The sequence below is a fragment of the Klebsiella sp. B345 genome (genome assembly GCF_051131735.1).
Taxonomy (GTDB): Bacteria; Pseudomonadota; Gammaproteobacteria; order Enterobacterales; family Enterobacteriaceae; genus Klebsiella.
On sequence record NZ_CP180443.1, the window covers coordinates 5067449 to 5081676 of the forward strand.

12 protein-coding genes are annotated in these 14228 nt (G+C 54.2%); 3 read left to right on the forward strand and 9 right to left on the reverse strand.

Annotation, left to right across the window (positions count from 1 at the left end):
* Window positions 1-6 precede the first annotated feature (6 nt).
* Window positions 7-831, forward strand: a complete 825-nt coding sequence (gene cobB / locus ACMYSO_RS23725; protein WP_434668475.1) for a Sir2 family NAD+-dependent deacetylase — start codon at window positions 7-9, stop codon at window positions 829-831.
* Window positions 832-913: 82 nt separating this feature from the next.
* Here the strand turns inward: cobB and ACMYSO_RS23730 are convergent, their stop codons facing one another.
* From ACMYSO_RS23730 to ACMYSO_RS23740, 3 genes are read right to left on the reverse strand one after another with little or no spacing between them, the layout of a single operon-like run.
* On the reverse strand, window positions 914-1156 hold the full coding sequence (locus tag ACMYSO_RS23730; protein WP_434668477.1) for a pentapeptide MXKDX repeat protein: 243 nt from the start codon (window positions 1154-1156) through the stop codon (window positions 914-916).
* A gap of 60 nt (window positions 1157-1216) precedes the next feature.
* Window positions 1217-2005 carry a molybdopterin-dependent oxidoreductase gene (locus ACMYSO_RS23735; protein ID WP_434668479.1) on the reverse strand — a complete coding sequence of 263 codons (789 nt, stop codon included), beginning with the start codon at window positions 2003-2005 and terminating at the stop codon, window positions 1217-1219.
* Between the two features lie 10 nt (window positions 2006-2015).
* A complete protein-coding gene (locus tag ACMYSO_RS23740) occupies window positions 2016-2627 on the reverse strand; it encodes a cytochrome b/b6 domain-containing protein (protein WP_434668481.1) in 612 nt (203 codons plus the stop codon).
* 313 nt (window positions 2628-2940) lie between these two features.
* Between ACMYSO_RS23740 and ACMYSO_RS23745 the strand changes: the two genes are divergently transcribed.
* Window positions 2941-4569: a long-chain fatty acid--CoA ligase gene (locus tag ACMYSO_RS23745; RefSeq protein ID WP_434668482.1), complete on the forward strand. Its 1629-nt coding sequence runs from the start codon at window positions 2941-2943 to the stop codon at window positions 4567-4569.
* A gap of 47 nt (window positions 4570-4616) precedes the next feature.
* On the opposite strand, the gene potD is transcribed toward ACMYSO_RS23745, so the two are convergent.
* Genes potD through potA form a run of 4 tightly spaced genes read right to left on the reverse strand, consistent with a single transcriptional unit; the run spans window position 4617 to window position 8413 of the window.
* Window positions 4617-5651, reverse strand: a complete 1035-nt coding sequence (gene potD / locus ACMYSO_RS23750) for a spermidine/putrescine ABC transporter substrate-binding protein PotD (protein WP_434585448.1) — start codon at window positions 5649-5651, stop codon at window positions 4617-4619.
* Window positions 5648-6439, reverse strand: a complete 792-nt coding sequence (gene potC / locus ACMYSO_RS23755) for a spermidine/putrescine ABC transporter permease PotC (RefSeq protein ID WP_123753853.1) — start codon at window positions 6437-6439, stop codon at window positions 5648-5650. The genes potD and potC overlap by 4 nt, the downstream gene beginning before the upstream one ends.
* The gene (gene potB, locus ACMYSO_RS23760) at window positions 6436-7293 is read right to left on the reverse strand and encodes a spermidine/putrescine ABC transporter permease PotB (protein WP_434668483.1); all 858 of its coding nucleotides are present in this window, start codon (window positions 7291-7293) and stop codon (window positions 6436-6438) included. The genes potC and potB overlap by 4 nt, the downstream gene beginning before the upstream one ends.
* Window positions 7277-8413 (reverse strand): spermidine/putrescine ABC transporter ATP-binding protein PotA, encoded by a 1137-nt coding sequence (gene potA, locus ACMYSO_RS23765; RefSeq protein WP_434668485.1) that lies wholly within the window; start codon window positions 8411-8413, stop codon window positions 7277-7279. Before potA ends, potB begins: the two co-directional genes overlap by 17 nt.
* Before the next feature lie 257 nt (window positions 8414-8670).
* Here potA and pepT point away from each other — a divergent pair, with 257 nt between their 5' ends.
* Window positions 8671-9897 carry a peptidase T gene (gene pepT / locus ACMYSO_RS23770; RefSeq protein ID WP_434668487.1) on the forward strand — a complete coding sequence of 409 codons (1227 nt, stop codon included), beginning with the start codon at window positions 8671-8673 and terminating at the stop codon, window positions 9895-9897.
* 308 nt (window positions 9898-10205) lie between these two features.
* On the opposite strand, the gene ACMYSO_RS23775 is transcribed toward pepT, so the two are convergent.
* A complete protein-coding gene (locus ACMYSO_RS23775; protein ID WP_434668488.1) occupies window positions 10206-12632 on the reverse strand; it encodes a DUF3772 domain-containing protein in 2427 nt (808 codons plus the stop codon).
* A 373-nt stretch (window positions 12633-13005) separates the two neighbouring features.
* On the reverse strand, window positions 13006-14127 hold the full coding sequence (locus ACMYSO_RS23780) for a JmjC domain-containing protein (protein ID WP_434585444.1): 1122 nt from the start codon (window positions 14125-14127) through the stop codon (window positions 13006-13008).
* Window positions 14128-14228: the final 101 nt, after the last annotated feature.

Consider the following 14228-nt stretch of genomic DNA (forward strand, 5'->3'; position numbering starts at 1 on the left):
GTAGCTATGTTGTCGCGCCGCTTACACCGATTGAGCCGTTTTCGCCGTAACAAACGTCGCTTGCGTGAACGTCTGCGCCAGCGAATTTTCTTTAAAGAGGATAAGACGGCGGTGGAAACAATGGATAAACCTAAGGTTGTGGTGCTGACCGGCGCTGGGATTTCGGCGGAGTCCGGTATAAAAACTTTCCGTGCTGCCGATGGTTTGTGGGAAGAGCACCGGGTTGAAGATGTGGCGACGCCGGAAGGTTTCGCCCGCGACCCCGCGCTGGTGCAGGCGTTTTACAACGCCCGTCGCCGACAACTGCAAGGTCCTGATATTGTTCCCAATGCGGCGCATCAGGCGTTGGCGCGGCTGGAAGCGGCGTTGGGCGACAACTTCCTGCTGGTGACGCAGAACATTGATAACCTGCACGAGCGCGCCGGGAATCAGCGGGTAATTCACATGCATGGTGAATTACTCAAAGTCCGCTGTTCGTGGAGCGGGCAGGTGCTGGAGTGGACCGGGGACGTCACCGCCGAGGATAAGTGTCACTGCTGTCAGTTCCCGGCGCCGCTGCGCCCGCACGTGGTCTGGTTTGGTGAGATGCCGCTGGGAATGGATGATATTTACAGCGCGCTGGCCGATGCCGATATCTTTATTGCCATCGGCACTTCCGGGCATGTCTATCCGGCGGCAGGTTTTGTACACGAAGCCCGTCTGCAGGGGGCGCATACGGTAGAGCTAAACCTTGAACCAAGCCAGGTGGGCAGCGAATTTGCTGAAAAACACTACGGGCTGGCGAGTGAAGTGGTGCCGGTATTCGTCGAGCAGCTGTTAAAAGATCTGTAAGCGTCGGGGCGTTACCCGCTCATAAAAAAGCGATTGCCTGGCCGGGCAATCGCTTTTTTCCTGGCGTCGGGTACGACGATAATTAATGACTCATCGCATCTTTGGCCATCTTGTCTTTCGACATGCCATCTTTATTCATCCCGTCTTTGGCCATGCTATCTTTCGACATACACTCTTTTTTCATGCTGTCTTTAGTACAGTCATGGGACATTTTTCCCATACTGTCTTTCGCCATATTATCCTTGGCCATATTGTCGGCCGCATGGGCGCCGGCCATTCCAAACAACAAAGCAGAGCACATCAGCAGGGTATTGAGCTTTTTCATTTCGTCATTCCTTCATATTGTATGAGTTCTGGATCAATCACAGATGATGACCACAGTGAATTAGCTACCGCCGAACCAGTTATAGCCCTGGTCCTCCCAGTAACCGCCGGGGTAGCGATTGGTGATTTCAATAGCCAAAATATGTTTGGGGTTTTTATAGCCCAGCTTGGTAGGGATCCTTATCTTCATCGGGAAGCCATATTTGCGAGGCAAAATCTGACCGTCGTAGGTTAATGCCATCAGGGTCTGCGGGTGGAGGGCGGTTGCCATATCAATACTGGTGTAGTAATCATCCGCGCAGCGGAAGCTGACGTAGCTGGCATTCAGGTCCGCGCCGATCGTTTTGAGAAATAAAGCAAAGGGTACGCCGCCCCATTGACCAATGGCACTCCATCCTTCCACGCAAATATGCCGTGTGACCTGGCTGACCTGCGCCATGTTATGCAGTTCGGCGAGGCTCCAGGCACGCCTGTCGCTCACGCGTCCGTTGACTTGCAGGCGATAATCGCTGCCATCGATCGTCGGCGCTTGATCTTCGCTATAAAACGCATTAAACGGGAAAGGGCGCGTTATCATGCTTTCGGGATATACCGGTGCGAGGTCATTAGGGTTAAATAACCATTGCTGAATACGATCGTTAAATCGGGAAATACGGCTCAGGGTATTTTCGATCGAGCTATTATTACTGATATCACAACCGCTCAACATCATTAAACCACCAAGGGTTAAGCCTTGTTTTAAAAAACGACGACGGCCTTCGGCAGACAATTGTTTATTTATTTCCCGGCTGGCATCCTGGATAATAATGTTCTTATCGGCAGTCGACAGTGATTTATCACGTTGGCTCATCAGAAACCCCTTATCGTCCACGGAGCATGGCGAGTAATGTTTTCGGTACTAACAGCACCATGATCAGATGAATCACCACAAACCCCACAAGTGCCGACATCGCCAGGAAATGGATAACGCGGGCATTGTCATAGCCGCCGAGTAATTCTCTCAGCAGGGGAAACTGCACCGATTTCCAGATAACTAAACCAGATACTGCCAGAATAATGCTATCGACCATCACAAACAGATAAGCCAGTTTCTGAACGTGGTTATACTGTCCGGCATGGTCATGGGCCAGCTTACCGCGCAGAGCCGAAAGTAAATCCTGCACCAGGCCTCGCGGCGACAGCGGCCAAAACTGGCGTGTTAATCGCCCGCTACAGATATTCAGTATGAAATACGCCAGGCCATTTATCGCAAATAACCACATAGCGAAGAAATGCCATTGTAATGCCCCACCTAACCAGCCACCGAGAGTCATAATATCCGGAATATTGAAATCAAATAGTGGCGATGCGTTATAAATACGCCAGCCGCTGGTGACCATTATTAATATCGCGAGGGCATTCACCCAGTGACATATTCTTAACCATAAAGGATGAATGGTCGCGGGCGTAACCTGAAACATTGGGGTGTTCATTGTTATATTTCCGGTTAGTGCGTTAAAAACAGTGTGGCTCAAAAGTGGTCCCCGATGTATCACAAAACCTTAAATTAATTGTGATAACTTCTGCCGGATACTTATCCGCTGCCTTACCGGTTTCTCCCGACTCGCTACCAGTCGTAAGCTGTTGTAAAAAACCAGCTTCCATCACATTCCCCACCGCCAGAGGGCGATTGTTGTGCGTCAACGCTAAATTTTGCACATCTCTTTTGGTCGGTTCTCTGGGTTGTTGCCAGATTTAGTGGTAGCCCAACACACAACACTATCAGCCAGTCGCGGAGTATTATTCATGCATCCATCGATGATGTATCAGGATTTAACGACCCGAGCGCTAATCGAACATGCCGCGCGGTATCACACCGATACCGGTATTGTCTCGGTCGGGACGTTAGCAGGACGGGAGTACAGCAGCTGGGGGCAGGTGGCAGAGAATGCTCGGCGTCTGGCCTGTGCCATGCAGCGTCTGGGGATAACGCAAGGTGCCCGCTGCGGCACGCTGGCGTGGAATAATCGCCGGCATCTGGAAATCTATTTTGGTATCAGTTCAGGTGGGTGGGTGACGCATACCATCAACCCGCGTCTGTCCGTCGAGCACCTGGTGTTTATCATCAATGACGCTGCCGACGAGGTCCTGTTTTTCGACTATACCTTCCTGCCGCTGATCGCCGCGCTGCGCCCTCACTTACCGACGGTGAAACATTTTGTTCTGCTGGAGCCCCACAACGAGGAGGCGCTTGCCACCGTGGACTCGCTGCTGTTCTTCGATGAACTGCTCGCCAATGCGGACCCACAGTATCGCTGGCCCGATCTCAGCGAGCAGTCTCCCGCCTCCTTGTGCTACACCTCGGGAACGACGGGAAAGCCGAAAGGGGTATTGAACACCCATCGTTCGCTGGTGCTGCATGCGCTCAGCGGTAACCAGCCGGATGCTGCCGGTATTTCGGCGCAGGACTCGTTGTTGCCGGTGGTGCCAATGTTCCACGTCAATGCCTGGGGAACGCCGTTTATCGCCGCCATGGTAGGGGCGCGGCTGGTGCTGCCGGGGCCGCATCTTGATGGTGAAAGCCTGCTGCGACTGCTGAGTGAAGAGCGGGTCAGCGTGGCGTTTGGCGTTCCGGTGATCTGGGCGGGCCTGCTGGCGGCGCTGCGCAAATCAGAGATTCGCTTGCCGCATTTTAAACGCTCTTTTGTTGGCGGATCGGCCTTGCCGCCGTCGATGATTGAGGTGTTCCGCCGCGATTATGGTATTGAACTGATCCACGCCTGGGGAATGACGGAAACCTCGCCGATCGGCACGATCAACACGCCGTTAAGCAAACACAAGGCGCTGCCCCAGGAGGTGCAGGATAAGCTGGGCCACGGCCAGGGGCGGGCAATTTTTGGTATTGAGTTGCGGGTAGTGGATGTGGACGGCCAACCGCTGCCTGCCGACGGTGAGACACAGGGATATCTGCAGGTACGTGGCCACTGGGTGGTCGCCAGTTATTATGGTCGACCGGAGAGCGCAATGACCCCGGACGGTTGGTTCGATACCGGCGACATTGGCACCCTCAATCAAAATGGTTACCTGGTCATACAGGATCGGGCGAAAGATATTATTAAGTCCGGCGGCGAGTGGATCTCCACGGTTGAGCTGGAGAACATTGCCATCGCCCACCCGGCGATTCGCAGCGCGGCGGCGATTGCGGCGCAGCATCCGCGTTGGGATGAACGACCGGTGGTGCTGTGCGTCAGGGAGGAGGGCGGCGAGATTGAAGAGCATGAGCTGCTGGCCTGGTATCAGCAGCGAATACCGAAATGGCAGCTCCCGGACCGGATTCTGTTTATCGACAGCCTGCCGGTCAGCGCCACCGGTAAGGTACTGAAGAACCAGCTGCGTGCCGAGTTCGGTCAGATTCTGATGGGCGACGAAGCATAAATAAAAACGCCCCGGCGTTCAGGCCGGGGCGGGGGTGTTGTGGCGGATTAACGGCCCGCTTTCAGCTTCTGGTAATACTCTTCATACAGCGTGCTGGCGCTACCAACATCATTCTGCCATTCGCCTTTGGCGATGGTGTCGGCATCCGGATAGAGTGATTTGTCGTTGGCAACCTCCGGGCTCAGCATCTTGCGCGCCGCCAGATTAGGCGTCGGGTAGCCGATAGTCTCGGCGACCTGTTTGGCCACTTCCGGGCGCAGCAGGAAGTTAATCAGCTTCAGCGCGCCGTCGACGTTTTTGGCGTTGGCCGGAATTGCCAGGCTGTCCATCCAGAAGATCCCGCCTTCTTTCGGCCATACTACCTCCAGCGGCGTGCCGGCCTGACGGGCCACCCAGGCTGAGCCGTTCCACACCATTCCGAGATTCACTTCGCCTTCCATATACGGGTTGGCCGGGTTATCGGAGTTGAACGCTGCGACGTTAGGCATCAGCTTTTTCAGCTCCTGGTAAGCCGCTTCAATCTCTTTCGGGTCGGTGGTGTTGCCGGAATAGCCCAGTTTACGCAGGGCAATCTGGAACACCTCACGCGCATCATCGGTCAGCAGCAGGCTGCTTTTGTAATCCGGCTTCCACAGATCGGCCCAGCTGGTGACGGTTTTCGGGTCGATAGCATCGCTGTTCACGCCAATCGCGGTGGCGCCCCAGATGTAGGGAATAGAGTAATCGTTGCCTGGGTCGAACGGTTTATTGAGCATTTCAGGATCGAGATTGCCGAAGTTGCTTAGCTTGCTCTTATCGATCTTCTGCAGCATCCCCTCTTTACGCATCTTATCGACGAAATAGGTGGAAGGGACCACCAGGTCGTAAGCGCCGTCTTTGTAGGTTTTGAGCTTGGCGTACATGGTTTCATTCGACTCGTAGGTCGAGTAGATAACCTTGATCCCGGTCTCTTTGGTGAACTGTTCCAGCAGTCCTGGCGGCACGTACTCGGTCCAGTTGTAGAAGTAGATCGTTTTGCTGTCATCGGCGTGCGCGGCACCCATTCCGAGCACCAGCGCCGCGGCGGCGAGCATTTTTTTCATTTCGATGTCCCCTGAGATTTCGTTTTATCACGAGCAACAATCTGGCTGGCAACCACCATAACCAGAGAAAGCAGTAACAGAATGGTCGCCAGCGCATTCACCTCCGGTGAAACGCCCACTTTAACCATCGAGTAAATCTTGAGCGGCAGAATCTCATACCCCGGCCCGGTAACGAACGAAGAGACCACCACGTCATCCATCGACAGCGTAAAGCTGAGCAGCCAGCCCGCCGCCACCGCCGGCATCGCCAGCGGCAGAATGATTTTGCGCAGGATCGTCAGTTCACTAGCGCCGAGATCTTTCGCCGCCTCCAGCATCCGCACGTCAAAACCTTTGAGCCGCGAATAAACCGTCACCACCACGAAAGGCAGGCAGAAGGTGATGTGCGAGAACAAGAGCGACCAGAAGCCAAGCTGAATGCCGATCAGCATAAACAGCACCAGCAACGAGATCGCCATGACAATATCCGGCGACATCATCACCACAAACAGCATGCCGCTGACGAACGGTTTGCCGCGAAAACGATAGCGATACAGCGCCACGGCGGTCAACGAGCCGATAAGCGTTGCAAAAGTCGCCGACAGCACCGCCATGGTCAACGAGTGCTGGGCCGCCTGCAACAGACTGTCGTTGTTCATCAACAGGCCATACCATTTGCTGGTGAAGCCCTGCCAGTTGATGCCGAAACGCGAACTGTTAAACGAATTGACGATCAGAATAATGATCGGAATATAAAGATAAGCATAGATGGCGGTCATAAAGCCGCCGCGCAGCAGTCGACCGATCATTCGAGTTCCACCTTCTTGTTCAGCAGACGCGCTGCCCGCCAGTAAACCAGCAGCATCAGGCCCATCACCAGGGTCAGCGTAATGCTGGTGGCGGCACCAAACGGCCAGTCGCGAATATTGAGGAACTGGCTCTTGATGACATTACCGATCAACAGGTTTTTCGCGCCGCCCATCAGGTCGGAAACGTAGAACAGCCCCATTGCCGGCAGCATCACCAGCAGGCAGCCAGCAATAATGCCCGGCATGGTCAGCGGAATGATAATGCGGATAAAGGTTTGCAGCTTGCTGGCCCCGAGATCTTTCGCCGCTTCCAGCAGCGGGCGATCCAGCTTCTCAATACTGGAGTACAGCGGCATCACCATAAACGGCAGCAGAATGTAGACTAGGCCAATGATAACCGCTGACGGGGTGTACATGATGCGCAGCGGCGTATCGATGACACCCAGCCACAGCAGGAACTCGTTGAGATAGCCTTTGGTGCTGAGGAATATTTTCAGCCCGTAGATGCGGATCAGTGAGTTGGTCCAGAACGGCACGATCAGCAGGAACAGCAGCAGCGGACGCACCTTCTCCGGCAGCCGGGCCAGAAACCAGGCGAAGGGATAGCCCAGCGCCAGACAGGCCAGCGTCGCCAGCAGCGCCATATTCAACGAGTGCAGCAGCACATCGTAATAGAGCGGGTCCAGCAGACGCGCATAGTTATCCAGCGTAAAGACCATTTTGACGAAACTGGCGTCGTCACGGGTCAGGAAGCTGGTGGCGATAATCATCAGGTTGGGCAGGAAGACAAACAGCACCAGCCAGCCCACGATAGTGGCGATCACCACATTCTGGAATTTACTGGTGTTCTTCATCGGCCAGCACAACCTCCCAGCTTTCTACCCAGTTAATGGCCATTTTCTGGTCCAGCGGGTGGTCAAAATCCGGGTCGTCTTCATTAAAGAATTCGCTGACCATCACCATTTTGCCGTTTTCCAGTTCGACGACCGATTCCAGCGTCATCCCTTTGTAGTTGCGCTCGCGGATGTAACCGATGAGCCCGTCGGCGTCGCTGCCGTCGTGGACTTCATCAACCCGCAGATCTTCCGGCCGCAACAGGACGTTGAGCCGTTGGCCCTTTTCAACGGGGAAATTGACGTAGATGTTGCATTCCCGGCCTTCGACGCTGGCGCGAACGCGCTGCGCGTCCAGACGTTCAATGACCGTGGCGTTAAAGAGGTTGATCTCGCCGATGAAGCTGGCGACGAACAGGTTTTTCGGCTCTTCGTAAATTTCACGCGGTGTGCCATCTTGTTCTATCTTCCCATCGCGCATGACCACGATACGGTCAGACATGGTCAAGGCCTCTTCCTGATCGTGGGTGACGAACACGAAGGTGATACCGAGCTTGCGCTGGAGCGCTTTCAGTTCGTTTTGCATCTGTTTGCGCAGTTTGTAATCCAGCGCCGACAGCGATTCGTCGAGCAGTAACAGACGCGGTTTATTAACGACGGCCCGGGCGATGGCGACTCGCTGCTGCTGGCCGCCTGACAGCTGATGGGGTTTACGCTGGGCAAACTCTTCGAGCTGTACCATCCGCAGCGCCTCGTGGACGCGAGGGGTGATGTCCGCCGCCGGCGTTTTCTGCATGCGCAGACCAAAGGCGACGTTTTCGAAGACGCTCATATGGGGAAACAGGGCGTAGCTTTGAAAGACGGTATTGACGTGACGGTCTTCCGCCGGAACATGGGTGATATCCTGGTCTTCGAGGTGAATTCGCCCGGTGTCGACATTTTCCAACCCGGCGATAAGACGAAGAACGGTGGTTTTACCGCAGCCAGAGGGGCCAAGCAGGGTGAGAAATTCACCATTGTTGATGGTCAGATTGAGATCGGCGATGACCATTTTTCCATCAAAGCTTTTGCCAATTCCCGCCAGCTGCACCAGCGGAGAAAGCGAACGCGGTTGTATATTCAATTTTTGACTCTGTCCCATGTAGACGCAACGAAAAACGGGTCGTTGCGGGGTTTGTGGTTAACCACCTTTGGGGCTGCACATGATTATTTAAGGGCCAACATTCTACGGCAAACGCTTGCGATAGCCAAACCCTGTCGCATACAGATGCATGACCTTTACAACATTACGCCGGTTAATGTATTAAATTCTTATTTGCCGGGTTAAAAATGACCTGACGCAATATTTGTCTTTTCGGGCTTATGAATAATGTTGTCACAAAAGAAGAGGGTGGCTACATGGATAAATTGCTTGAGCGTTTTTTACAATACGTTTCTCTGGACACACAGTCGAAGCCTGGCGTGCGTCAGGTACCAAGCACGGAAGGGCAGTGGAAGCTGTTGCGCCTGCTACAGAAGCAGCTTGAAGAGATGGGGCTGGCCAACGTAACGCTGAGTGACAAAGGGACGGTAATGGGAACGCTTCCGGCAAACGTCGCCGGCGAAATTCCAGCCATCGGCTTTATTTCTCACGTTGACACGGCACCTGATTTCAGCGGCAAGAATGTAAACCCGCAGATCGTCGAAAACTACCGCGGCGGCGACATCGCGCTGGGGATTGGCGATGAAGTGCTGTCGCCGGTGATGTTCCCGGTGCTGCATCAGCTGCTGGGGCACACGCTGATTACCACCGACGGTAAAACGTTACTTGGCGCCGACGATAAAGCCGGCATTGCCGAAATTATGACCGCGCTGGCCACGTTAAAGGCCAAACAGATCCCGCACGGTGACATCCGTGTAGCCTTTACGCCGGACGAAGAAGTGGGCAAAGGGGCGAAGCATTTTGACGTTGCAGCCTTTGATGCCCGCTGGGCCTACACCGTTGACGGCGGTGGCGTGGGTGAGCTGGAGTGTGAAAACTTCAATGCCGCGTCGGTGACCATTAAGATTGTGGGCAACAACGTCCATCCAGGGACGGCAAAAGGGGTGATGGTGAATGCGCTGTCGCTGGCGGCACGCATCCATGCTGAAGTCCCGGCTGACGAGGCACCCGAGACCACCGAAGGTTATGAAGGGTTTTACCACCTGGCGAATATCAAAGGCACGGTTGATCGCGCGGAGATGCATTACATTATCCGCGATTTTGACCGCAAGCAGTTTGAAGCCCGCAAACGCAAGATGATGGAAATTGCCAAAAAGGTCGGGAAGGGGCTGCACCCGGATTGCTATATTGAGCTGGTGATTGAAGACAGCTACTACAATATGCATGAAAAAGTGATTGCCCATCCGCATGTGGTCGACATTGCCCGTCAGGCGATGGTGGATTGCGATATTGAACCGCAGATGAAGCCGATTCGCGGCGGCACCGACGGCGCTCAGCTGTCGTTTATGGGGTTACCTTGCCCGAACCTGTTTACCGGTGGCTACAACTACCACGGTAAACATGAGTTCGTGACCCTGGAAGGCATGGAGAAAGCGGTGCAGGTGATTGTTCGTATTGCCGAGCTGACGGCCAGGAAGGGGTAATGGATAGGTTGGTGCTGGCTGACGTCAGCGCCTTATTATCCCTTGGGTGAGATTCGTGTATTTATGCCGATTCTTTATCGGCAGCCACGAGAGTTTTATTGTCCGGGATTGGCTAAATTAATATTTTGAATTTTTCGCGCTGCTCAATTTTAATGATGGATCATCAATATGAGTGCAATGGAAAATGATGTGTTTTTTTGTACAAACGTCCTTTCGTCATACACAGTCAGGTGTTGTGGTTGACCTGATATGCCCGTTTCTCCTGAATAGTCAGTCAGTGTTAAGCAGCTCCGGAAACCAGGTTCAACCTAAGAAGAAAACTCATCGTCATTATCTAAAGCTTTCTCTCGCTGCTTCATAAAAACAACTTCCTGCGGGCTGGAGAGGTTGACCTCATTTTGGCGCAGCAGCTTGAGGATAGTAAACAGCAGTTCACTTTTGCTGGATCCGACCATCCGTGGGCTGGCGACGTAGCCGGTCACGCTCAGGATAATGCCCTCCGGCCCCAGCTGGCTGAAGCGTACATACGGCGCAGGCGTTGGCAAAATTACCTCATAGTCCTGATAGGCGCGGAGCAGTAAATCACGCACCAGCTCCGGGTCAATACTGGTCGGGAAGGTCAGGGCGATGGTCACAACCCCTTGGGCGTTGCCCATCGTCGCGTTGCGCACGTTCTGGGAAATCAGCTGTGAGTTGGGGACGATCATCGTCGAGCGGTCGCTGAGCTGGATCTCCGTGGCGCGCACGTTGATCCGCCGCACGTCGCCCTCAATGCCTCCGATGCCGATCATATCGCCGACCTTGACCGGGCGCTCCGTGAGCAGGATCAGGCCGGAGATAAAGTTCTTCACAATCTCCTGCAGGCCAAAACCGATGCCCACCGACAGAGCGCTGACAATCCAGGCCAGGTTGTTCCACTGAATGCCCAGCGCGGCGAGGGTGATCAGGATCAGCAGCACGTAGCCGACGTTGGTAAACAGCGTAATCAGCGAGGCGCGAATGCCGATATCGGTGATGGTTTTGGGTAACAGTTCCAGGCTTAGCCAGCGCTGGGTTACGCGCAGGATGTACAGGCCAATCACCAGGCAAAGGACGGCATTCAGCAAATTACCGGGCACGATGTGCAGTTGCTTCAGGCCGTCACCGCTTAAAATCGTCACCAGCTTATTGATCAGCAGGCCTGGCGTCGTCGAACCAAAAGTCCCGTTAAACAGCGCGATAATGGTTAGTAATAACAGGGCGCATTTGGTGAAGGCGGTAAACACTACGGTTAGCTGCTCAAGGTGCTGGTCTTTAAACCGCAGCGACTTTTTCATCACCTGGCCGGTGGCGGTGTGCGGTGAAAAAACGGCGGCGAACAAGTCGGTGGCGAAGGTCACCAGAAAATAAAACGCCATCAGTACCATGCCAAACCAGATGACCTGGTAGGTCAGGTAGCGGGCAAAGGCAATGTAGCCGACCAGCAACGCCGCCAGCGTTGCCAGCGAAGAGATCATGACCAGCAGGCAGACCAAGGCGTCGAGCCGGGATCGTTTCTCTGCAGGTTCGCCGTTTGTTTCCAGCCGCCGGTGAGCATGCTGGACGCGCAGCATCATCACCAGTAGCACACTGGCCATAACGGCGGAAATCAGCCCGTTGGCGCGTATCGTGGTGCCGAGGCTGGCGCCAATCGTATTATTAAAGAGGTCGAGGCAGCCAATGACAAGGCCCAGAATCGCCAACAGCGGCGGGAAGTAACGCACGCTTTCGGCCACACTGTCGTCGATTTGCACCAGCCGCCATGAAGGGCGATTGAGACAGAGAAAAGCGCGGCCAGCGCCATAAATTAATGAGCAGAAAACGGCTAACTGAAAGAATCCATCCACAAAATCGCTAACCTGTGGAGAGAGTTCTTCCACCCGTGAAAAGGCTCCAATCACAATGGAAAGTGCCAACGTAAGGGTGAACATGGTCGCCAACGTGTTGGCCAGGGTGTTGAAGCTGCGGCGAATACGGCCATCCGGCAAATAAGTGGTGTTGATCCAGACCAGCAGCCGCTCAATCAGATGGCTACCAGAGAACGCAATCACGATGGCGGCCGCGAGCAGCCAGAAGGTGCCCCAGAACCACTCAGGCTGCCAGCCCGCCTGCCAGGTTTTCAACAACTGCTGGCAGAAGTCATTGAAGCGCTGGATATCGACCGCCTGGGTATCGGCTTCCTGGAACCAGAAGGTGCCGCTTAAGATACTGCCGCTGTTGGAGGCCAGTTGAGATTTAAAATAGGTACGGCGCAGATCGTTAATCTGAATACCCAGCGCACGGATAGTCGTTTGCAGGCTTTGCGAGGTGGCGATGGCCTCATCAATCTGCTGCTTCTCCTTGTTCAGCGTGTTGCGCTGTTGAGCAACGCTGGTGATTTCTGTTCCCACCCCAGCCTCCGGGGCCGGTCCAAGAACCTGCAACTGAGCCTGAACTTTGTCATGCATCGGCTGTAACAGGGCGGCCAGACTATCCGCCTCCACGCCCAGCTTTTGCGTGGTGTCGAACAACTTTATCAGCCTGCTGTCGGTATTGGTCTGGGAAACCTGCTGCTTAATGTTGTCTATTTGCGTCTTATATTGCTTTAGCTGCCCGGCAATCTCCTTAAGGCTGGGATCCTGGCCTTCAGTCTGTGCCGCGAAGCTAGTTTGTGAAGCCAGAAACAGGCCGACAAATAGCAGGCAGGTGGTGAGGAAGATACTCAGAGATTTGCTCATAGGATGGCGCTCAATGTCCCTATTAACGTTACCTTAGTATGGGCAGGTGGCTATCAGATTGCCATTTTTTATCATCAGCGGTCAGAAGGGTTACTTATCCCGCGAGTTCGAAAGATCCGGCCAGTTGATGACCTCCTGACCGGCATCGGTTATTCGGTAATATTTCACTTCGGCTAATATAAGCTTTTGCCCGGTTATCACGGTCTTATAATGATAAGGATAGAACTGACTGTCTCTTAATTTTTGCGCTGTGTGGGTATTAAACGATCTGCATGTTCTTTGATTTAAATAAAAAAGGCCGGAATAATCCGGCCTCAGGTGGGTGGTGACTGCGTAATCTGGTTTCCTGCACCCGGTTCAGTGGGGAAGGAACTTAGTCCTCGAAGAACCAGTATCCGCTGTTGACCAGCGCGGCCAGCATGGCGAGGAAGGACGGATCTTCCAGCGCATCGCCAAAATGCTGCGCTTTCAACGACAGATGGGTCGCCAGGGCGTCCAGCGCCGGGCGGTGTGGCGAATTAATTTTCTCGCCGTTGACGAAAACCTCGCCATCAATGCGCAGCACTCGCAGCCCACCAAGGCGCACAAGGCTATCGCCCTGTTGCAGCGCATCGTAAACCTCATCTGGCTGATATGGTGGTTCTGCTGGTGCGACGTCCAGTTCATGACGTGACTGGGTAATAAATTCGCCAAACCACTGTTTGAAATGTTCTGGCTGGTTGATCAGCCCCAGCATCATGTCACGTAAACGATCCAGCTCTGACGGCAGAATATCCGCAGGATGATCGCGCGCTGGCACATCTGGATCGGCGTAGCGCTGGCTACCCAATTCACGCTGCAGAATATAATCGGCAAAACCGCTGAACAGTTCACGAGCGTTAGGCGAGCGATAGCCCACGGAATAGTTGAGGGAGTTTTCCAGCGAATAACCTTCGTGTGGGAAACCTGGCGGGATATAGAGAATATCGCCCGGCTCCATCTCTTCATCGATGATGGCGTCGAATGGATCAACCTGCAGCAGGTCCGGATGCGGGCAGTGCTGTTTCATTGGCACTTTCTCGCCCACGCGCCAGCGACGACGCCCCGTCCCCTGGATGATAAACACATCGTACTGATCGAGGTGCGGGCCTACGCCACCGCCGGGTACCGAGAAAGAGATCATCAGATCGTCGATACGCCAGTCGGGCAGGGCGCGGAACGGATGCATCAGCGCGGCGGTGGGTTCATGCCAGTTATTCACCGCCTGAACCAGCAACGACCAGTTGTTTTCACTCAGGTGATCGTAGCTTTCGAAGGGACCATGGCTGACCTGCCATTTTCCGTCCTGATGGCTGACCAGGCGGCTGTCGACTTCACTTTCCATCGCCAGCCCGGCCAGTTCGTCCGGGCTAATTGGATCGATGAAATTGGCAAACCCGCGTTTCAGTAGCACCGGGCGCTTTTGCCAGTAGCGTTCGATAAAGTCAGGCCAGTTAAGCGTTAATTGATAATCCATTTTATTTATTCCACAGCAGGTGTTTGTTTGGGATTATACACGCCATCTTTCAAACTGCCTCTTTGTTGACGGCGATTGTCTTGCCCAGTCACAGAGTTCAG